This is a genomic window from Dyadobacter sp. 22481 (genome assembly GCF_052044875.1).
In the GTDB taxonomy this organism is placed as follows: Bacteria; Bacteroidota; Bacteroidia; order Cytophagales; family Spirosomataceae; genus Dyadobacter; species Dyadobacter endophyticus.
In genome coordinates, this window is the sequence record NZ_JBQENV010000003.1 from 791,111 (window position 1) to 811,490 (window position 20,380).

The 20,380-nt window shown below is 49.8% G+C and carries 12 protein-coding genes; 5 read left to right on the plus strand and 7 right to left on the minus strand.

Going from position 1 to position 20,380, the window contains the following annotated elements:
* Positions 1 to 7 precede the first annotated feature (7 nt).
* From ACTJJJ_RS22070 to ACTJJJ_RS22080, 3 genes are read right to left on the minus strand one after another with little or no spacing between them, the layout of a single operon-like run.
* Positions 8 to 1,597, minus strand: a complete 1,590-nt coding sequence (locus tag ACTJJJ_RS22070; protein WP_440703047.1) for an arylsulfatase — start codon at positions 1,595 to 1,597, stop codon at positions 8 to 10.
* A 35-nt stretch (positions 1,598 to 1,632) separates the two neighbouring features.
* Positions 1,633 to 3,201 (minus strand): RagB/SusD family nutrient uptake outer membrane protein, encoded by a 1,569-nt coding sequence (locus tag ACTJJJ_RS22075; RefSeq protein ID WP_440703048.1) that lies wholly within the window; start codon positions 3,199 to 3,201, stop codon positions 1,633 to 1,635.
* 26 nt (positions 3,202 to 3,227) lie between these two features.
* A complete protein-coding gene (locus ACTJJJ_RS22080; RefSeq protein ID WP_188935680.1) occupies positions 3,228 to 6,287 on the minus strand; it encodes a SusC/RagA family TonB-linked outer membrane protein in 3,060 nt (1,019 codons plus the stop codon).
* Between the two features lie 17 nt (positions 6,288 to 6,304).
* Here ACTJJJ_RS22080 and ACTJJJ_RS22085 point away from each other — a divergent pair, with 17 nt between their 5' ends.
* Positions 6,305 to 6,490 carry a hypothetical protein gene (locus ACTJJJ_RS22085; RefSeq protein ID WP_188935682.1) on the plus strand — a complete coding sequence of 62 codons (186 nt, stop codon included), beginning with the start codon at positions 6,305 to 6,307 and terminating at the stop codon, positions 6,488 to 6,490.
* Positions 6,491 to 6,785: 295 nt separating this feature from the next.
* Here ACTJJJ_RS22085 and ACTJJJ_RS22090 read toward each other — a convergent pair whose 3' ends face one another.
* Positions 6,786 to 8,819 carry a PAS domain-containing sensor histidine kinase gene (locus ACTJJJ_RS22090; RefSeq protein ID WP_188935688.1) on the minus strand — a complete coding sequence of 678 codons (2,034 nt, stop codon included), beginning with the start codon at positions 8,817 to 8,819 and terminating at the stop codon, positions 6,786 to 6,788.
* A 190-nt stretch (positions 8,820 to 9,009) separates the two neighbouring features.
* Here ACTJJJ_RS22090 and ACTJJJ_RS22095 point away from each other — a divergent pair, with 190 nt between their 5' ends.
* The 4 genes from ACTJJJ_RS22095 to ACTJJJ_RS22110 all read left to right on the plus strand — a co-directional run bounded on the left by ACTJJJ_RS22095 (position 9,010) and on the right by ACTJJJ_RS22110 (position 16,190).
* Positions 9,010 to 11,367, plus strand: coding sequence for a PAS domain-containing protein (locus tag ACTJJJ_RS22095; RefSeq protein ID WP_440703049.1), 2,358 nt, complete (start codon positions 9,010 to 9,012; stop codon positions 11,365 to 11,367).
* A gap of 497 nt (positions 11,368 to 11,864) precedes the next feature.
* A complete protein-coding gene (locus tag ACTJJJ_RS22100; RefSeq protein ID WP_440703050.1) occupies positions 11,865 to 13,784 on the plus strand; it encodes a tail fiber domain-containing protein in 1,920 nt (639 codons plus the stop codon).
* Positions 13,781 to 14,476 (plus strand): T9SS type A sorting domain-containing protein, encoded by a 696-nt coding sequence (locus tag ACTJJJ_RS22105; protein WP_440703051.1) that lies wholly within the window; start codon positions 13,781 to 13,783, stop codon positions 14,474 to 14,476. Before ACTJJJ_RS22100 ends, ACTJJJ_RS22105 begins: the two co-directional genes overlap by 4 nt.
* 157 nt (positions 14,477 to 14,633) lie before the next feature.
* Positions 14,634 to 16,190 carry a tail fiber domain-containing protein gene (locus tag ACTJJJ_RS22110; protein ID WP_440703052.1) on the plus strand — a complete coding sequence of 519 codons (1,557 nt, stop codon included), beginning with the start codon at positions 14,634 to 14,636 and terminating at the stop codon, positions 16,188 to 16,190.
* Between the two features lie 78 nt (positions 16,191 to 16,268).
* On the opposite strand, the gene ACTJJJ_RS22115 is transcribed toward ACTJJJ_RS22110, so the two are convergent.
* From ACTJJJ_RS22115 to ACTJJJ_RS22125, 3 genes are all read right to left on the minus strand, one after another.
* Positions 16,269 to 16,898 (minus strand): hypothetical protein, encoded by a 630-nt coding sequence (locus tag ACTJJJ_RS22115; RefSeq protein WP_440703053.1) that lies wholly within the window; start codon positions 16,896 to 16,898, stop codon positions 16,269 to 16,271.
* Between the two features lie 108 nt (positions 16,899 to 17,006).
* Positions 17,007 to 17,591 (minus strand): Crp/Fnr family transcriptional regulator, encoded by a 585-nt coding sequence (locus tag ACTJJJ_RS22120; protein WP_440703054.1) that lies wholly within the window; start codon positions 17,589 to 17,591, stop codon positions 17,007 to 17,009.
* A gap of 115 nt (positions 17,592 to 17,706) precedes the next feature.
* Positions 17,707 to 20,283: a galactose oxidase gene (locus ACTJJJ_RS22125; RefSeq protein ID WP_440703055.1), complete on the minus strand. Its 2,577-nt coding sequence runs from the start codon at positions 20,281 to 20,283 to the stop codon at positions 17,707 to 17,709.
* Positions 20,284 to 20,380 lie beyond the last annotated feature (97 nt).

The window sequence follows — 20,380 nt, forward strand, 5'->3', positions numbered from 1 at the left end:
CAAATTCCTATTTGATCGTATTCCAATCCACTACACCCACTTTCGCTGCCCATTCGAGGTATTCTTTTTCCAATTCCTTTACTTTCGCCGGATAACGGTTGGCGAGGTTATGATTTTCGCTGCGATCGGTTTTGAGATCGTACAACTCCCACGGCTGCCCGATCTCGGCGACGAGCTTCCAGTCCGACTTTCGCACGGCACGGCTGCCTTCGTGTTCCCAGAAAAGGGTTTTGGATTGTGTAGCCTGCGGGTTTTGAAATAATGGTGATAATGAACTGCCGGCCAGCGGCGTAAGCTTTTCATTTGCAAATGTTTCAGGATAGCGAACGCCCGCCAAGTCGAGCATTGTCGGCATGATGTCGGTAATGTGGCCAACCTGCGTGCTTAATGTGTTTGCCCTTATTTTTCCGGGAAACCAGGCGATGAATGGCGAGGCAATGCCGCCTTCATGGGTATTCTTTTTGAAAAGCTTAAAGGGCGTATTGCTCGCATTACCCCAGGGCGGGTCGTAGCTGTCTATAGAATGTGCTGATCCGGGTTCTCCTGTTTTTTGCGTAACATAATCCCATTCGCGGACGGTATCACCGCTTCCGCCGTTGTCCGAAACGAATATAACGAGCGTGTTCCGGTCGCGGCCGATGGCTTTCACTTTGTCGAGTACCTGCCCGATGCATTGGTCCATCCGGTCGATCATCGCGGCGTAAATGGCCATACGGGCATCCCATTTGTCCTTTTCCGCCTCTGGTAATGCATTCCATTCAGGTGCCTTTTCGTAGCGCGGCGAGAGTTTCCATTCTTTTTGAATAATACCCAAAGAAACCAGCTTCCGGTATCGCGCTTCGCGCAATGCGTCCCAGCCTTGCAGGTACTTACCTTTGTAACGGGCAATGTCTTCCGGCAACGCCTGGATTGGCCAATGCGGAGCGTTGTAGGCCAGGTATAAAAAGAAAGGATTTGGCTGGCCCTTAATGCGGTCGATCGACTGGACCGCAAAATCGGTAATGGCTTGTGTGAGATAGCGTGAAGTATCGTACCGCTGTATTTCGCGGCCATTCAACTGAAAGGCTACTTTCCGACCGTCGTTGTAAAGTGCCTCGGAGTTGAAGTAACTGCTTCCATTGTTTTGCAGGGTAAACGACTGGTCGAAACCACGGTTCACAGCCCAGGCCGACGGTACCAGCCCCACGTGCCATTTACCTGAGGCAATGGTGTTATATCCCGCGGTTTTGAGCAACTGGGCAATGGTAACGCTGTTTTTACTCAAATAACCCTGATACGCGGGCGTGCCCTTGTCCTGCACCATGTCGCCCACGCCTGCCTCGTGCGGGTAAAGGCCCGTGAGTAAGGCCGCGCGCGAGGGGCAGCAGCGGCCGCTGTTGTAGAATTGGGTAATGCGCAGGCCTTCCTGTGCCAGCCTGTCGAGATGCGGAGTGTGTATTTCGGAGCCAAAGCTCCCTAGATCCGAAAAACCCATATCGTCGGCCAGTATCAGCAAGATATTGGGCTTTCCGGACGCTTGTTGCGCAAGCGCAGGCGCCGGCGCAAAAACCGCCAGCGCCCCTGCAATGCCTATCCAAAAGGAAGCTTTTTTATTCATTCAATTTTCAATACCAACAGATTACAAATTCGGTGTTACTGCCAAAGCGGGTTTTGTTTCAGCAATGAATTGTTGTCGATCTCCGATTGCGGGATCGGGAAATAGACGTGCTTCGGAGCCGCATTGGTTTTGCCCACTTTCTGCTGATTGGCCACGAAAGTGCTGTTATATGCCGCGTCGCGCTGACGGATCAGGTCAAACCAGCGCTGGTACTCGTAGGTGAGTTCCAAACGGCGATCGAGGTATACGGAGTCGCGGAACTGGTCTTTGCTCAGGCCGGCAGTCAAATCAGGCAATCCTGCGCGTTTACGGACTTTGTTCAGTGATTTGTATGCCTTTTGTGTCGGGCCGTTCGCCTCGTTTTCTGCCTCTGCGTGGATCAAAAGCAACTCTGCATAGCGGATAATGGGTACATTAGCAGCCGACTGGTTGGTAACCGCCGTCGACGCGGGATCGGCCCATTTGTTCCAGAATGGCGTCGAATCGTTCGGTACCGCGGTATTCGCGATCGGCAATGCATATTTACGGCCGTTAGAAGGGCTGGTGAAGCTTCTAACGAACGTCACATCACGACGTTTATCGCCCGGTTTGAACAATTTGTAAATACTGAAAAACTTGTCTGTCCCCTGCGTGTAATAGCGCACCATGTGCGCGTAGTTGCCATTCAGACCCGGCACACCCGACAGGATCGCCCGGGGCCATTCGTTGTTGCCCTGCGCCAACGAGTTTGATTTGAACTGCGCCGAGAAAATATGCTCCTTGTTGTTCTTGAATGCAGGCAGAAAAACCTCGGCATAGTTGGCGACCAGATCGTAACCGTAATTACCGGTGCCACCATCCGCAGCCGACAATGCTTCTTCCGCCTTGTTCACCGCCGACTGGTATTTCGCACTCACTTTCAGCGGCAAAGAGGCTTGTGTGAGGTACACTTTCGCCAGCAGCGCCTTGGCCGCTCCCGCTGTCGCGCGCCCCACATTGGGCGACGCATACGTGGCAGGGAGCACCGCTGCGGCTTCGGTGAGGTCTTTCTCGATCTGCTCGTAAACGTCTGCCGAAGGAGATTTGGCAATGGCATAGTCAGCCGCATTGACATACTTCTGATATTCGAGAATCAGCGGAATGTCACCATAGAGGCGTACGAGGTTGAAATAATACAATGCACGCAGGAACTTGGTTTCTCCGAGCAAGCGGGTCTTCAATGCCTCGTCAAACTGGATGGCAGGTACTTTTTCCAATACCACATTCGCTTTTTTGATAGCTGCATAATGCTGTTGCCAGAGCTCATAAATACGCAGGTTGGTCGACGAATGTGCCAGTACCGACAGCGAGCGCACGTCGGGGTTGGTAGCGCCTGGTCCCGGGTCCTCGTCATCACCAGCCATGTTCATACCAGTGTTGAAAAGTGTATTATAAGGTGTCTGGATCGACGATCCGCCTGAATTCAGGAAGAAATACACCGCATTGACCGCGTTAACCGCATCAGCCTGCGTTTTGTAATACTGGTCTTCCGACAAAAATGCTTCGGGTTCCTCTTTCAGGAATTCCTCGCACGAGAGCGAAGCAAATGCCGTGAAACCCAACAGAATATATTTAAATGCTTTCATTTCAATCGATTTTGGAATGGTGGTTATCAGAATGTGAGGGACAGACCCACCTGGTAAGATTTGTTATTCGGATACACGCCCTGGTCAACACCCTTGTTGATCAGCGACTGGCCGTTCAGGCTGACCTCGGGATCGAAGCCGGTGTATTTCGTCCAAGTTTTTGGGTTTTGCGCCGATACGTACAGACGGAGGTTCTCAATGCGCAGTTTCGAAAGCAGCTCTTTCGGGAATGTGTAGCCGAATGAGAGGTTTTTCAGACGATAGTAAGTCGCATCTTCGATAAAACGGTCCGAAATCGTGATCGCGGGATCCTGGTAGGCCGCTTTCACGTCGGTATTGGTGTTGGTTGGCGTCCAGCGGTTGAGCAACACATCCGAGCCATTCACATAGCCGGTACCCAATTCGAGGTTAGCGCGGTTGGCATTGTACAATTTACCGCCGAGCGAAGCCTGGAAGAAAATGGTCAGGTCAAAACCTTTGTAATTGAATGTGTTGGTGATACCGCCTGTCAACGCGGGCTGGTTTTTAATCACCACGCGGTCGCCCGCCTGTGTGATCACGCCATCACCGTTGATATCCTTATACTTCTGCCCGCCCGGACTTTTGTTTTGCTGCGGGGTCAATGGCGCGTCGCCTTCCTGGATAATGCCGTCGGTTTTGTATACGATGAACGAGCCGAGCGGATAACCTACTTTGGCAATAGACGGGTTGGAAATCACCGGAATGATCTGGTCCACACCGTCGCCGAGGCTTAGGATTTTGTTCGTGTTTTTGGAAACAATAAAGATGGTGTTCCATTTGAATGCACCTTCTGTGTTTCTTGAATTGATATACAACTCAATACCCTGGTTGGAAACGGCACCGATGTTCTGGTAAACTACGGAAGCTTGGCCGTTATAAAAATCCGACAGACCGGAAGTACCGGGTACAGTGCGGGTCAGGAGCAAGTCAGTGGTTTTCTTGTAGTAGTAATCAGCGATAATGTTAATGCGGTTTTTGAACAAACCGAGATCCACCCCAAAATCTGTCTGGAATGTTTTTTCCCAGCCAAGATTCGGGTTAGGAACGGTATTCGGTGCGAAACCGGAAACGGTCGTGTTCGAGAAGTTGTAGCGGAAATAGGCCAGCTGCGACAGCGATTGGTACGCAGGAATGTTCTGATTACCAGTTTGCCCGGCGCTTAATCTGAGTTTCAAAAGGCTGATCTTTTTGAAACGCTGGAAGAATTTCTCTTCATTCACATTCCAGCCGATAGCTGCCGACGGGAAATAACCCCATTTGTTGCCGCTACCGAATTTGGAGGAACCATCCGCACGCAATGTGAGTGTGAACAGGTAACGCTCGTCGAAAATATAGTTGACACGGCCGAGGTACGAAGCCAGCGACCATTTGTTGGCCAGTGAGCGCGGCGCTATGCTGGTGATACCAGTCGCGAGGTTGTTATACTCAAATGCATCCGTTGCGAAACCCGCGGCTTCGGCAATAGCACCTTTGGTTTGGGAAACCTGCGCGGTAAAACCTGCCACTGCATTGATTTTGTTCTTTTCGTTAAACTCCTTGTCGTAGCTAATCGTGTTCTCGTTCAGCCAGTTGGCCGTAAAAACGGAACCTACGATAGCGTCCCCGCTCAATGCCTGCCCCTCCGAAGTCGTACTTGGCAGATAGCGGTTCTGCTTGTTACCCACCACGTCGGCTCCGATGAGCACTTTGGCTTTCAAGCCATCCGCAATGGTGTATTCCCCCGAGACATTTCCAAGGAAACGGTTGGTAATGGTTTCGTTCAGCTGGTTGTACAATGAGTTGATCGGGTTTTGCAATGCCGACTCAAACGGACTGTTCACCACAAAAGTGCCATTGTCCTGATAAATAGGCAACGAAGGCGGCGTTTGCAGGAGGTTTCCTACAATGGCACTCGGTGCTACATTAGCTTTGGTATTACTCGCATTCAGACTGGTAAAAATGCGGAGTCGGTCGCTGTATTGATGATCCAGGTTAATGCGGGCCGAGAAGCGGCGGAAGTCGGTATTTTGCAGGATACCATTCTGTTTGAAATAGTTACCTGAGATCGCAAGCTTGGTTTTATCTGATCCCGAAAGAATGGAAAGGTTGTGGCTCTGGATGGAAGCGCTGCGGAATGCGGCGTCCTGCCAGTCGGTACCCACGCCGGTAGTATCCAGCGAATAGCCCGAAATCGTGGGAATCGAAGCCGTTTTACCGGAATTGGCTGCCGCATCTTTCCGCAGTTGCCACCATTGCGCTGCATTCAGCAAAGGTATAGTCCGGAGCACTTTTTGTGAACCGTAGTAGGCGTCATAGTTAATGGATGACTTGTTTTTCGAACCGCTTTTGGTGGTGATAATGACTACCCCATTCGCGCCGCGTGAGCCGTAAATCGCTGTTGCCGAAGCATCCTTCAAAACGTCGATATTCTCGATATCAGCCGTGTTAATGGAAGAAAGCGGATTGATTTTCGAACCATCGGTTACACCCGCGTCGGTAAGGCCGTAGTCGTTATTGACAGGGAAACCATCGATTACATACAATGGGTCGCTACCCGCGGTAATGGAGTTGTTCCCGCGAATCTGCACGCTTACGCCCCCACCCGGCTGCCCGGATGTCTGCGTTACCACTGCGCCTGCGACGGAACCTTGTAAAAGGCGCTCCACAGACGCTACGGGCTGGCTTTTGATCTCGATAGGCACCGAAGCGACGGAACCCGTAATGTCTTTCCGTTTCTGCTCGCCGTAACCAACCACGACCACCTCGTCGAGCAGGTTAGCGGTTTTCAAAACGATTTCTACGGCTTCGGAAGGTTGTTCGTAAATCTCGATTTCCTGCTGCTGGAAACCTGTAATGCTGATTTGCAATGTAAAAGGGAACTCTTTGGCCGGCGGAATGCTGAACTTCCCGTCGATATCCGTCAAAGCGTATTTGGTGGAACCTTTCTCGACTACCGTCGCGCCGGGCAATCCCTGCCCCGATTCGTCTTTTACCACGCCCGTAATGGCGTCCTGTGCCACAGCACGGTAAAAACCTGTGAATACCAAGCCCGTCAGCAAGAACAGGCGGAATAGATGTTTGATCATTATTTGTGGTAAATAAAATGGATAATCTAGGCACAAGAGGGCTTACCTTCATGCATATACGTAACAGCAAGCAGACGGTGCTTGGCCATACGGATGCGCGGGAAGTTTCTGATCTGCATACGCCTAATATGCCGATCAGCAGGGTTACTGAATATTCAGGATATCGTCAGGGGGTCAACAACAGGAACAGCACAGAACTGTGAAACGAGGACAATTAGAAACCACCATGCTCTCGGGCATCCCCGAAAATTGGATTAGAAGTACATCTTTCGCTTTCATAGGTACGATACGAATTTTGGACAAATGCTTTTTGCCGGACTGGTGGTTAATCAGGCAAAGTCATTTTATATAGTCTATAAATATGATAGACAAAGTAAACTTATTGAAAATTAAAACGCAAGGGTTTTGAAAGAGAAACTTTCAGGGCGGCAGTATTTAATGCCAGATTATCAGATTATTACAATCCCAACATCGACATATCCAACTTTTTGGACTATTTCAATACTGCGCAAGGGTTGTCGGGATATAAACATGGAAGACGGAGCCTACACCGGGCTTACCTTCGGCCAGAATGTAGCCATGGTGGTTCTGTGCTATTTTCTTGCAAATAGCGAGACCAATGCCGGTACCTTCATATTCATTTTTGCCATGAAGCCTTTGAAAAAGGTCGAATATGCGGTTTTCATAACGCTGGTCGAACCCTATCCCGTTGTCGATAACGCTGAGCCGGCAAAAAGGCCCCTGCCCATTCTCATCTTGAACGATTTCGTGTGTTACACGCACAACGGGCCTCCTGTCGGGACTGCTGTATTTAATGCCGTTGCCGATGAGGTTCTGCAATAGCTGGTGAAACTGAACGGGAATCACCGGCAAAACCGGCAGTTGTTCTACCTCCACCGTTGCGTCTTTCTCTGTAATGAGCTCTTCCAGATCGCTTCTTACTTCATCCACAATGCTGGTAATATCAACCTCCACGAATTTGAAATTAACCCCGCTCGTCCCCGAATAGCTCAGCAACGCCTCTATCAACTTTTGCATCCGTACAGACGCGGCGATAATGCGTGCGAAATAGTCCTTAGTACTTTCGGAAAAATGCTGTGCTTCCTTTTCCATGATCCTGCTGCTGAACGCACGGATCTTCCGGAGCGGCTCCTGCAAATCGTGCGAGGCTACGTAGCTGAACGAAGCCAGTTCTTCGTTGTTCCGGCGCAGCTCCATGTTCTTTTTATGCAGGGCATCGCTGAGTTCACCATCTTTGGTCACGTCCTGCAATGCCCCGATCATCAAGTGATTCTCCCCCTCCTGGATGAAATTTCCGCTGAGCCTGAAATGTCGAACGTCGCCATTTCTGGCAATAACCCGGTAGGTGTTCTGAACGATCACCTTCGTTTCATAAGCCCGGATACCGTCGCGGATCGCCTGGTGCCGGTCATCCGGATGAAGAAATGACAGAAACTGCTCAAAAGACGGGTTGAATTCCTGGGGTTGGTAGCCGATCAGCCTGTAAAGATTATCGGAGCATTCGAGCTCGTTCGTCGTCACATTCCACGCATAGCTGCCTATATTGGCATTTTCCTCGGAATGTTTGAAAATCGAATTCTGTATTTTGAGCTGCCGGTTCAGGTCTTTGAGTTTCAGATCGGATTTGAGCTCTTCGGAGATATTCCTGGTCGTAACCGTCACGCTGTCTTCCAGCTTTTCGATGGAGGCGTCGAACCAATAGATATCCCCATTCCGTCTGACATCGACCTGATAGTTGTCCGGGCATCCCGTTGTCACACATTTTACCAGCTTTTCAAACACACCATTCCTAAAAATACCCGGATACACCTCGCGGCAGGTTTTTCCGGCAATGCCCGTCCCGTGTGTAGTGCGGCCGCCCGATGCGTCCTCATTAGAATACACAATACGGAAGTCCATGATTTTTCCCGCCGGGTTTCGTATGGGTTTGTAGGACGCGATGCTGTTCCCGGCCGTGTTAAGGATCGATTGCAGAAATTGCTCCGAATGTTTCAACTGCCGTGTCCGCTCCTCTACCTGCGTCTCCAACTGTTCGGAAAACATAATCTGGTCGTGAATATCCATGCAGCCTCCCACATAACCGATGAAAGTACCGGTTGTCGTGTAGCGCGGTACGCCTTTGTCGGAGATCCATCGGTATTGGCCGTCGTGCCTGCGCAAGCGGTAATCCATGCTGAACTCCTTGCGTGCGTCGAAATGTGAAACATAAATGGCAAGGCATCTGTCGAAGTCATCAGGATGGACCCCTTCGGCCCAGCCATTACCGACCTCCTGCTCCATGCTGCGGCCGGTAAAATCGAGCCAGCCTTTGTTGAAGAAATAGCAGAGCTTGTCGGGGCCGGAAAGCCAGATCAGCACGGGGGCCGTATCGGCAATGGCGCGGAAACGCCCTTCCATCTCCTCTATGTATGCGAGTGTGTCGCCCCCGCCGGTGTGCCCCAGCCGGGCCTTGTCCAATTCCGCTTCAAGTTCTTCAATGCGCTGTCGCAACGCATCCGTTTCTGCGTTCATATAAAGGTTTTCGCCATTTCAATACCCACCAATTTACGCGGGAGACGGCAAAATACCAACACATCCAGCACCACGGCTAAAAAAGTTTTCGGAATAATCGATTTCTGAAAAGAGTTGGCAAAATTGTTTTATCGTTTTTGAGATTCGGAAATTGTTTTAATTTTATACGAATTAATTCTATACTTCCAACATGCAATCCAAGTTCTCCGCCAAATCGCTCGATATGGTCATCGCCGGTATCAATGCCGGGCTATGGGACTGGGAATTCAAAACGGACAAACAAGTTTGGTCGGACCGCTTTTTCGAGCTTTTGGGATACGAGCCAGACGAAATACCTGCTGGATATAAACCATTTACCGAAATACTGGTTCATCCGGACGACAAACAGATTGTAGCTGACGCCATCCGCGAGCAGTTTGAAAACAATGTCCCCTACCTTGTTCATGTAAGGCTCAAAACCAAAAACAATGGCTACCGTTACTTCGAATGCCGCGGAAATGTGCGATTTGAGAACGGCAAACCCGAACGAATGGTAGGCTCTGTGAGCGACATTCATGACGATATCATGCAACAAGAGCAGCCGGGCAGGCTGGACGGCGTCTTACAAGACCTTACACAACGAAAAATTGTCGAAGAAAAGCTCAGTGTGATATTCCAGTATTCCACCGACGCCCATTTACTGCTGGATGAAACCGGCATTGTGGACTGCAACGAGGCGGCCGTAAAAATGCTGTTATGCAAGAATAAAAGTGAGTTGCTCTCCATCCACCCGGCCCGCTTTTCACCGGAATTCCAGCCCGACGGTCGGCGTTCGTCGGAAAAATCGGTGGAAATGGACCGGCTCGCCTATGAAAACGGCTACAACCGCTTCGAATGGATCCATCGGCGAATGGATGGCGAAGAATTCCCTGTGGAAGTCACGCTCAATCCGGTGATGATCAGCAACAAGAAGGTGCTGCTTGTGGTGTGGCATGATATTACCCATCGGAAACGGGCCGAAGAACTGATTCGCCGCAACGAGGCCATGCTCGCCGAATCGCAGCAGCTCACGCACAGCGGGAGTTGGGAAGCCGACCTGCTGACTGGCCAGAACTATTGGTCCGACGAAGCATTCCGCATTTTTGGCCTCGAACCCGGCAGCCCCGGGCCGCAAACCGAGCTCTTTTCGAGCATGATCCACCCCGAAGATCTGCCGCTGTACAAAGCGCACATCCGCGACGCGATTAACCACCTTGAACCCGCCAGTTTCGACCTCCGTATCGTGCTCCCCGACGGTCGGGTGAAATTCATTCATGCCATTGGAAAACCATTTACCGACGCCAGCGGCAGGGTAACCAAACTCTACGGGGCGATCATGGACATCGACGAGCAGAAGAAAACGGAACAGGAACTTATCAAGGCCAAGGAGCAGGCCGAAATGGCGGGCATTGCCAAGACGCAGTTCCTTTCCACGATGAGTCACGAGATACGGACACCTATGAACGCAGTGATCGGGTTCACCCATTTGCTGCTGCAACAGGACCCGAAGCCGGAACAGATGGAGTATCTCAATATCCTTAAATTTTCCGCCGAAAACCTGTTGGCGCTGATCAACGACATCCTTGATTTCAGCAAGATTGAAGCCGGAAAGATTGAATTTGAGGAAGTGGATTTCAACGTCCTCTCACTGCTTGAAAACATTCGCTCCGGTGTCCTGCAAAAAGCCAATGAAAAGGGCATTATGCTGAAACTGAACGTGGGAAGCGACGTCAATATCACGGTTGTTGGCGATCCCACCCGGCTGGGCCAGATCCTGACCAACCTCGTCAGCAATGCCGTAAAATTCACTGAAAGCGGCAAAGTGACCATTTCGGCTTCTGTTTCAAAGCAGTCGGACGAACACATCACGATCGATTTCCGGGTAGAGGATACTGGTATTGGTATCCCGCCTGACAAACTCGAAAATATCTTCGATAGCTTTACCCAGGCCACTTCAGATACCACCCGCAAATACGGGGGTTCGGGCCTCGGCCTGACGATCACGAAACGGCTGCTCGAACTGCAACAAAGCAAAATTCAGGTCGAGAGCGAACCCGGCAAAGGGTCGGCGTTCTATTTCAGCCTATCCTTTCCCGTCAGCAAAAAGCACCTCACCGAACAAGGCAACGGCACGCCTGCTAACCAGTTCAACCTGAGAGGTATGAAGCTACTGATCGTGGAAGACAACAATATCAATGTCCTGCTGATGAAGAACTTTATGAAACAGTGGGAGATAGAATACGACCTTGCCGAAAACGGTCTGGTAGCGCTCGAAAAAGTGCAAGCCCATGATTATGACCTCGTGCTCATGGACCTCCAGATGCCCGAAATGGATGGCTACGAAGCCACGCGGCACATCCGCCAGCTACCCGGGAAGAAGTATCAGCATCTGCCCATTATCGCGCTTACCGCTTCGGCTATGATGGACATTAAGGATATTGCATTTACAGTGGGCATGAACGATTATATCAGTAAGCCGTTTTCGCCGGCGGAGTTATACGCGAAGATTGCCTCCTACCGGAAGAAGTGAGATTTCCGGATACAGAATCCGCTACCCCGGCTTTCGCCTCAGCCGGCAGTTTTACAATTATCTTCCGCTTCCCTGCGCCCCCCTGCCGCGAAGTGTGCTTTCGCGGGAAGTTTTTCTGCATGCTTCCTTCACCGAACAGCAAGGAATCACAGAGCCGTAAAACCAAACAAATCAACAGTAATACAATAGCCCAGACGGGTGATTTCACACGTTGTGTCATAAAAGCGGGTTGGGGGTTGATAGACTAAGCAAGACTCGTCCCCAAATTTTAGACGCCGGCCCTGACACGCGGAAATATATTTAGCCGGCGGCTGGAAACGATTACTTACCGATTTCGACACCTACTGCCGCCTTGGGATTTGCGGCTCCGGGAAAACCGGAATTTCACCGCAGGCTATTTATCCGAATGCCGATAATTCATTGTAGTCCACATTCTATTTGAAACCCAGCGATATTCCGGCCGGATTAACAAAGTCGAACCCAAAACATTTACACACATGGAAAACTTGTCCGCTCGCGCATCGGGACAAATTGAAGCCGTCCCGATTACCTCGAACTCAAAAATCAGGAAAGCATTTTCCCGTAAACCCCGTCACATATTAGTCACTCTGCTGTCGGTTAGCCTGCTGCTTATCTCCCAGTTCACTAAGGCACAGGCGCCGCAGCAGTTTAGTTTTCAAGGGGTGGCGCGGGATGCTACGGGGAAGATATTAGCGAATAAGAGTATTACGGTGGGATTCGATATTCACCAGGGAAGCGCTAATGGACCTGTCGTATTCAGCGAGACTCATAATACAACTACAAATGCAAATGGAATTTTTAACTTGCAGATCGGATCTATTACAAATCTGGGGGACATCGACTGGGGAATGAATTTCCATTTCCTGAAAGCTATAATTCATTACGATGCGTTACCGGCATTTGTCGATTTGGGCACGACACAACTACTAAGCGTTCCTTATTCATTGCTTGCTTCCAAAGCAACGAAATCGATAACATCCGATACTGCTCTCGTCTCAAAAAAGTGGATCGACAATGAACCGATAGTTCAAACCGGAAATAGTGGCTTAGGATCTCCCTTGCCTGATGTTTCAAATGGCAACATGCTAATCTGGTATCCCAAAAATGCGGCCTTCAGAGTAGGAAAAAATGCCGGAAACAAATGGAATCGTGCCAACATAGGAATTGGTTCATTTGCAACCGGAAATGGGACTCTTGCGTCAGGAGAAAATTCCGCAAGTTTTGGAAAAGACACAGAAGCTACCGCCAATGGTGCATTCGCCTTGGGAAACGGGGCAAAGGCATCCGGAGACTATTCTTTTGCGGCGGGAAATGATGCCAACGCATCAGGAACTACCTCGACGGCAATCGGTGAGAATGCGGTAGCGTCATCTAACGGCGCGTTCGCGGTAGGTCTAAACAGCAAAGCGATTAACGTAAAATCCATAGCCATAGGTAATTCAGCCGAATCGTCAGGTCAGGATGCTGTTGCTCTTGGATTCAATTCGAAAGCAACAGCGGGGAATGCGCTTGCATTTGGAAACGGCTCCGAAGCTACCGGCCAGGACGCAGTTTCATTTGGCAATTCAATTGCCTCTGGCGTTCGCTCTTTTGCTGTGGGCGAAGGAGCATTAGCCAAAGCAGTAGGAGGCGTGACAATCGGGACTTACAATAACTCTGGTGATTTCCCGGGGGCTCAGGCGGCCGCAACGGATAGATTATTCCAAGTAGGACATGGCACCAGTGCAGCCCGTTCAAACGCATTAACCGTTCTCAGAAATGGCAATATCGGCATTGGAAACAACGCGATAAATCCAGAATATATTTTGGATATAGGAGGTCGAGCAAGGATTAAAGACAACGGAGGCAGCAACACCGCAGGTATCTACTTCAATAATTCCCAAAATACTACTGAGGGGTTTGTCGGGATGCTTAATGATAATGAAATAGGTTTCTTCATAGGAAATGGATGGCGTTTGATCGTGAACAAAAATGGAACGGTTTCGGCCGCAAGTTTTCAAAGTTGGTCCGACAAGCGCCTCAAAAAAGATATAAAGCCGATCCAAAATAGCTTGATGAATCTTCGGGAAATCAAGGGTTACAACTATCATTGGAAAGACAACAGAACTAACCGAAACCTGCAAACCGGCGTAGTCGCACAAGAGATTGAAAAAGTATTCCCTGAACTTGTCTCAGTTGGAGAAAACGGCTATAAATCCGTCAACTACATCGGCCTCATCCCGCACCTCATCGAAGCCGTCAAAGAACTCGACAAAAGAACAGACGAAATTACTCGATTGAAGAAAGAACTGGCGGAGGTGAGGGAGATCAACAAAAGGATGACAACACTGGAAGCCGAGTTGAAAAGTCTTTTGACGGGGAACACATCAGCCATCGGTAAATCGCACGCAAAATGAAAAAACTGCTTCTAACCATCGTAACTGGAACGCTGTCATGTCCTTTATTCGCCCAAAGCATTTCCCCAGGCGCCCTTTACGCCGCCAGTGGCTCCGGGTCGGCCAATGGCGTGAGCGTCAACTGGATATTGGGAAGCCTCAACTCGTTTTCAGATTTATCCGTTCTGCCGGTAAGGCTCATCAGTTTCGAGGGACGGCTGAACGCTGCTGGCCTTGCCGAGCTGCATTGGAAAACGGCCGGAGAAACGAACAACCTGGGTTTTGAAATACAGAAGTCACTGGACGGCAAGAGCTGGGAATTACTTGGCTGGGTGGATGGTGCCGTTGATTCCAAAACGGAGAAAAGCTACCAGTTCGTCGATCAGGAATTTGTGACGACAAGCTACTATCGTCTTCGCCAGATAGACACCGATGATTCCTACACTTACAGCAAAATCGTCTGCGTCATTCCAGATAAAGAAAGTCTCGACCGGTTTTACGTTTATCCTAATCCGTCACACGAGAACAAAGTGCGGGTACAAATGCCCGAGCGGACAACCCGGCTTCTGTTGTTCGACCAGCTCGGTACCAGGCTTGGCCAATTCGACACTCCGGGCACAGAACATACGATCACATTACCGCATACCGGCTCATATCTATTACAAATCGATACACCAGTCGGCAGCAAAACGACAAAGCTGGTTTTTTACTGAGGGTTAACTGGGGTTTATTCAGAGGCCGCCATTTTGGAGGTCTCTGTTTTGTTTTCCATAAAAAATTTCATCCAAGCCGGTAGTTCATCGCATTCGTTCCAGAATCCGCACGCGGTCATTTTTGTGGAATTATGTCAACTACTAACCTGCCTTTACAATGCTAAAAAGATTTCCGCTGTTTTTCCTCCTCTGCCTCGGTTTAAGCTTAAATCCTGCCCGCGCGCAAGCTCCTTACAAATTCAGTTTTCAAGGGCTGGCCGTGGACGACAACCTCCAACCCGTACAAAACTCATCCGTTACCGTCCGGATCAGCATTATCCAGACCCAGGTGCTGGGTCCCGAAGTTTTTCAGGAAATACATTCAACGCAGACCGATTTCAACGGATTTTTCACGGTTATCGTCGGCTCCGCTGGTGGAGATCTTTCCAAGATTGCATGGCCCTACGATATTTTCTTTTTAAAGGCGGAGATCGATGACGAAAATGACGGCAAGTTTCACTTCATCGGAATGAGCCAGTTGCTCAGCATTCCCTACTCGCTATATGCCAATGAATCCGGAAAACTCCGGGAAAATTTCCCTATTCTGCAAAAAGATCAAGGACAACTAAGCGCAGACCTGCCAATCGTTGGAAATGGCGCACGACTGATCTGGCACCCTAAAAAAGCAGCATTTCGAGCAGGTTTGACCAACGGCACCTGGGAAGACAGCAACATAGGCCAGGGTTCGGTCGCTGTTGGGTGGGATGCGGAGGCCAGTGGATTTGGCGCAGCGTCGGTGGGGAATTACTCGGTTTCTTCCGGCCATCAAGCTTTCACGATTGGTAACCATGCAAATGCGGTACAAGCCAATTCGTTTAGTATCGGAAACTTTTGTTACGCCTATAACCCTAATTCGTTCGCAATAGGCAATTCAGCGGCCGCGATGGGTGATTACAGCATTTCATTGGGCTACCATACTGTTGCCAAAGCACCGCACAGCGTAGCCATCGGGCTTTTTAACAACTCATTCGAACAACCAAACGGCGGACCAGGCGACCGACTTTTCCAAATAGGCAATGGGGTTGACCTCAACAATCGAACCAATGCCATGACAGTTTTACGAAATGGAAATATTGGTCTTGGCGCGAAAGCCGTTGCGCCCGAATTTGGACTCGACGTTGCATCGAGAATGCGAATACGGAATGACGGTAACACCGCCGGCCTCTATCTGAACAACTCCCAAAATAAGCCGGAAGGCTTCATGGGAATGAAGACGGACAAACAAGTGGGATTTTATCTAAATGGTGCATGGCAATTCTGGGTTGATGACATGGGTAAAACATGGACGCCATTGGGACAGCTCGGCTTTGCCTCCTCCGACAAGCGTTTAAAGCAGCACATCACTCCCCTCGAAGGCAGCCTCAACGCCATCAGTCAGATGCGCGGTTACCATTACCACTGGATCGACGCAGGAAGAGGGAAGGAATTACAGACGGGCGTAATTGCTCAGGAAGTGGAAGCGCATTTCCCCGAGCTTGTTCAAGAAAATGAAGAAGGTTTCAAAACTGTCAATTACACCGGCCTCATCCCGCATCTGATCGAGTCCGTCCGGGATTTGAAAAATCAGATAGCGGAAATAACAGCATTGAAAAAGGAACTGCACGAATTAAAAACGTTGATCGGGAGAAGTACAACGGGAAACACCACCGCAGGGAACGACGCCAAAGCAAAGTAACATTTTTTATGAGGGTTAAGGGTGATTCAAACAGAGGCCGCCGATTCGGCGGTCTCTGTTTTTTGTTCATGCAATGCCTCAATTGCATATTTCGGTTAGTTGCTGCCGTAACACCCGCTTCGTGAGTGAAGTGTAAGTGACAGCCGCGGTAACGCTGATCAACGACCACATGCCATAGTCTCTTACCATTCCGCCCGCGTCTTTCAGCCCGGCGAAATAAGCCGCGATCCCGCAGGCAGCGCCTGCTATTCCGCCCAGCAGAAAGGACAGAATACATTTCCAGGCCCACTGCCGGGGTTTAGGCAGTAACGGGGCTATCAGACGGGCATCAATAATACCGATCGCTACGTACATAAAAATGATATCGAAGGGAATGTACAATGTGTAATAACCAAGCCAGAAAGCGGCAGGCACAAACAACAGAAAGTAACTCAATCCTCTAAACGTGCCGAGGGAAAAACGTGATTGAAGCGCCCGATTTTGTAATACAACCAGTATTACCATAAAAGTTACGACAGAGACATTATGCATAATCAGTTGCGGCATGGTCAGCGCCTTGTCGTGCGGACCGGTAAAATAGTGCGCCAGGAACGGATGCAAAATGGCCAGTCCGAGGACGTTGGCACAAATGTGATTGAGGGTCCATGTTTTCAATAGCAAGGAGGTGTCATGGCCGCGAAGCGCCTGGCCCTCCACGGGAAGAGTCATTTCATTTTTCATTTTAAATGGCTGAATAGTTAATTGTAAACATCGCAGGAACTCCCATGCGATGGCACAAAGGTATCCCGCCTGTCGCCGGCAAATGCTTGACGATCGTCAAGAAAACACGGAGCTTGCCAGCCGTTTTCGTATACGGCTCAAACTTTCGGCACTGACGCCCAGCATGTTTGCCAGGTACTTCAACGGAACACGTCTCGTCATATCTGGTTCATGTTCCAGCAAATGCAGGTACCGATCCTCTGGCCGGTCCCAGGTAAGTCTCGCTGCACACTCGGCCGCTTGCTGCAAGGCCCGCTCGCCAACCATCCTCGAAAAACGCTCAAAAGCCGGGCATTCGACCAATAAAAGATCCCGGTCTGATTTGGAAAGAACAAACACAACAGAATCTTCCAGTGCCACAGAATTGTTCGTTGTAGGAGTCCCATGATAGAAACTGTCGAAATCTGTAAAGAACTGGTTTTCAAAGTTGACGTTACAAGTCTTCTCTACACCGTCGCGCCAGGTGAAATGGCGGATGGCACCTTTGCTCACGAAACCGATGAAGTCATACTGCCTTCCTTCCCTGATCAGAAATTGCTTCCGTTTCAATCTGACCGGTTTTAAATAACGTTCAACAATAGCCAGCTCGCCGGCAGACATCCCGGCCATTTCACGGCAAAGATTTAGCAGAGGTTCTGTCATAGGAAAGTTCGGATATTTATAAAAGAGCTATTGACCTATCCATCAACACAATAACTTTAACACAAAAATACCCTAACCCGGTGGTAGCAGAATACCGTTCACTAACTGCGGGCTATCAAGAATGCAGTACTTCCGGCATGTCTTTTCTGAAATCCTCCCCATAAATACGGTTGTACTCCCGGGCGAAGTTCTCAAAGGTGGTTTTCGCCAGCGAATGCTTGCCCAGGTGAGCTAATGCTTTGCATTTCAAGATCATCGCCTCTTCATTCACCGGATCGAAATAAAAAACATAATTGGCCAGTTTCACGAGGAATTCGGGATCGTCGGCGATCTTCACAGATGCGGCGTAACGCAGGTAAGCATCGACGATCTCATTCGAGATTTCCGATTTGAAGCTATCCAGCCACTCATATTCTACATTCGAGAGGAAATTGCCTCGCTTAGTAATGCTGGCAAGTTCAATAATGCTATGCTTGGTAAGCAGCTTCCGGTTTCCGAGCAGGGTGAGGTAATGCATGTAATCGACTTCGATTTTCCCGAAATCGATTTTGATCTTCCAGTAACCGGTCTCCTTAGATACCTGGCAATATTTCATCTTGTCGAGGATCGCTTTCAGCTTTGCGATATTTACCGACCGGTTGTTCCGCGCACTTTCCGAAGGTTTGTCGAACCACAAAAGCTCTTTCAACTTCTCCGAACTGATCCCGTCCCAGCGGATTGAATAAAGTAATATAACCAGGAACAACTCCTTCACCAACGGGCTGAAATGTTTCGTGATCTCATTCCCGTCCTCATCATACAGCTGCAAATTCCCGAACAGTAGAATACAACTCTGGTAAGGCGCTGCCTTTTCAACGATTTCGTCGTCCACCAATGCCTGGTGCGCAGCGGGCGTATGCTCCGACTCCGGTACCGGCCCTACCACCGGCGCCTTCGTCGCTTTTTGCTTGCCCAATTGCCCCGGCATGTAATGGTACAGCCAGTACACCAGCAATGCCGCAGCGAACAACCCGGCGATTATCCACAAACTACGCCCAGCAGAACTTTCCGTTGAAGCCGTTTGCGGCGCAACGGTTTCGAGCGGCGGAGCATAAAGCGAATAAATGGCGACCTTCGTCTGCAAATTGGCATCGCGGTAGAGCGTTACCGCCACGAAGCGGCCGTTTGCTTTATCATAGAATAGGTCGGCAAAAGACTCGATATCGATGAATTGGTACGGCACTTTCGAACCGACGAGCTTGAATTCCGGACGGGTAAGCGACCCTTTGATCAATTGCAGCTCGGAACTGAACTGATGTTTAGGGAATATCAATGCGTAGTAGGAGCTATCTTTTTCATTGATAATCATTGAGTTACCAAAAACAAAATCCTCCTTCGGTACTTTCAGCTCGTAGATTTTCCTGAACTTCCGTTGGGCACGGTCGAAATACAACAAGTCGTACCAGTTACGCGGGCTGAGCATTTGCTGGCCTGTGGAACTGCCATACCCGCCCATTACATACGCGCCGCCGGATGTAGCCCCCAGCGCGGCAAGGTACCGGGGTGTAAAGACGGAGTCTTTCAGCGCGATCTGCTGCCATGTTCCCGACGGCAGGTGGTAGCGCTGCACTTCCTTTTTATAAGCCAGATGCCCGTAGCCGCCCAGCATGTAAATAGAAGAATCGGCCGGAGAAAGGAATTTGTTCGCCTGCAGGTAATAGGTCTTGGCCTGGGCGGCGATATCGCTTTTATCCCAGCTGCGGGTGAGTGTGTCAAATGCCGTGACCTGCTTTTCGTTTAGAAAGATATTATACAAACGGTTCCTGCCGGGATCAAAAAGCACCTGATTATCAACATACACCGGTTGCTTTCCGCTTTGATAGGGCATGGTTACCAGCCGGTTACCAGCCAGACTGAACCGCACAAGCGAATCCTGCCCTATTACAAACACATTGCTGCTTTTCTCGTCAAACCCCACTCTGACGTAGCCTTTCAGCGTCACGGTTTGTAAAAGTTTCCATTCATAATGCAGCTTTTTGATCCAGATTGGGTTGGTCGCCAACGCTGCTTTTCGCCCGATTTCCTCGGTTGCCTTCGAACCGTCCGTTTCATTCAATGGCCAATTGTAGGCAATGCGGCCTTCCGAACGCAATTCCACGTGCCGGATCTTCATGGGCGGCAAGTCCGTCGTACGGAATTCCTTGTACTGGTTTGCGCCGAAAAGGATCTTGTAGCATCCTTTCGTTACATATTTTACAGGTTGTGAGAAATTGCGGTTACCATACAGGACGGTGATCTGTTGTTTTTGCTTCTGAAAACGGAGCGTAATGCGGTTCCATTTGGCGAAAAGATCGTCGCCCTGGAAATCGAAAGCGATGGGAGAGAACTGTTCGCCGATGATGAGCTTGAAATGGTCGTGTTTGACGGAGCTGTTGTCGTAAATCAGGTCGATATTCTGCTGGTCGTCGCCGATAACGCGGACGATATAGCCGAAATAGGTCTTCTTATTCCTGAGAAAAGACAGTTCAAATGAGAGTTCGAAATCGCCGTCCAGGCAAATCGGGCCATCCGGGCTCAGGTCGAGGCCCGTCCGTTTATCCTGCACCGCTTCAAAGCTCTCGAAACCAAGCCCGTACGACTGGCCCCGCACCTCGGAAAGGACGCATGACAACGCAATTGACCAAATACAAAAAAGAATAAACCTGAATTTCATAAGAGCGGGTTGAAAAGAAAACCGCGAAAAGTTTTCTCCTGGCAATGCATTTAAGGGTTCTGTTAATCGATTGTTAAGCTTTTCTTAATGAGCCCGT

Bases quoted from the DNA above. Each gene is read 5' to 3' on its own strand.
- ACTJJJ_RS22120 (WP_440703054.1), bottom strand. From the start codon at position 17,591: ATGACAGAACCTCTGCTAAATCTTTGCCGTGAAATGGCCGGGATGTCT.
- ACTJJJ_RS22110 (WP_440703052.1), top strand. From the start codon at position 14,634: ATGCTAAAAAGATTTCCGCTGTTTTTCCTCCTCTGCCTCGGTTTAAGC.
- ACTJJJ_RS22085 (WP_188935682.1), top strand. From the start codon at position 6,305: ATGGATAATCTAGGCACAAGAGGGCTTACCTTCATGCATATACGTAAC.
- ACTJJJ_RS22115 (WP_440703053.1), bottom strand. From the start codon at position 16,898: ATGACTCTTCCCGTGGAGGGCCAGGCGCTTCGCGGCCATGACACCTCC.
- ACTJJJ_RS22125 (WP_440703055.1), bottom strand. From the start codon at position 20,283: ATGAAATTCAGGTTTATTCTTTTTTGTATTTGGTCAATTGCGTTGTCA.
- ACTJJJ_RS22070 (WP_440703047.1), bottom strand. From the start codon at position 1,597: ATGAATAAAAAAGCTTCCTTTTGGATAGGCATTGCAGGGGCGCTGGCG.
- ACTJJJ_RS22100 (WP_440703050.1), top strand. From the start codon at position 11,865: ATGGAAAACTTGTCCGCTCGCGCATCGGGACAAATTGAAGCCGTCCCG.
- ACTJJJ_RS22105 (WP_440703051.1), top strand. From the start codon at position 13,781: ATGAAAAAACTGCTTCTAACCATCGTAACTGGAACGCTGTCATGTCCT.
- ACTJJJ_RS22095 (WP_440703049.1), top strand. From the start codon at position 9,010: ATGCAATCCAAGTTCTCCGCCAAATCGCTCGATATGGTCATCGCCGGT.
- ACTJJJ_RS22080 (WP_188935680.1), bottom strand. From the start codon at position 6,287: ATGATCAAACATCTATTCCGCCTGTTCTTGCTGACGGGCTTGGTATTC.
- ACTJJJ_RS22090 (WP_188935688.1), bottom strand. From the start codon at position 8,819: ATGAACGCAGAAACGGATGCGTTGCGACAGCGCATTGAAGAACTTGAA.
- ACTJJJ_RS22075 (WP_440703048.1), bottom strand. From the start codon at position 3,201: ATGAAAGCATTTAAATATATTCTGTTGGGTTTCACGGCATTTGCTTCG.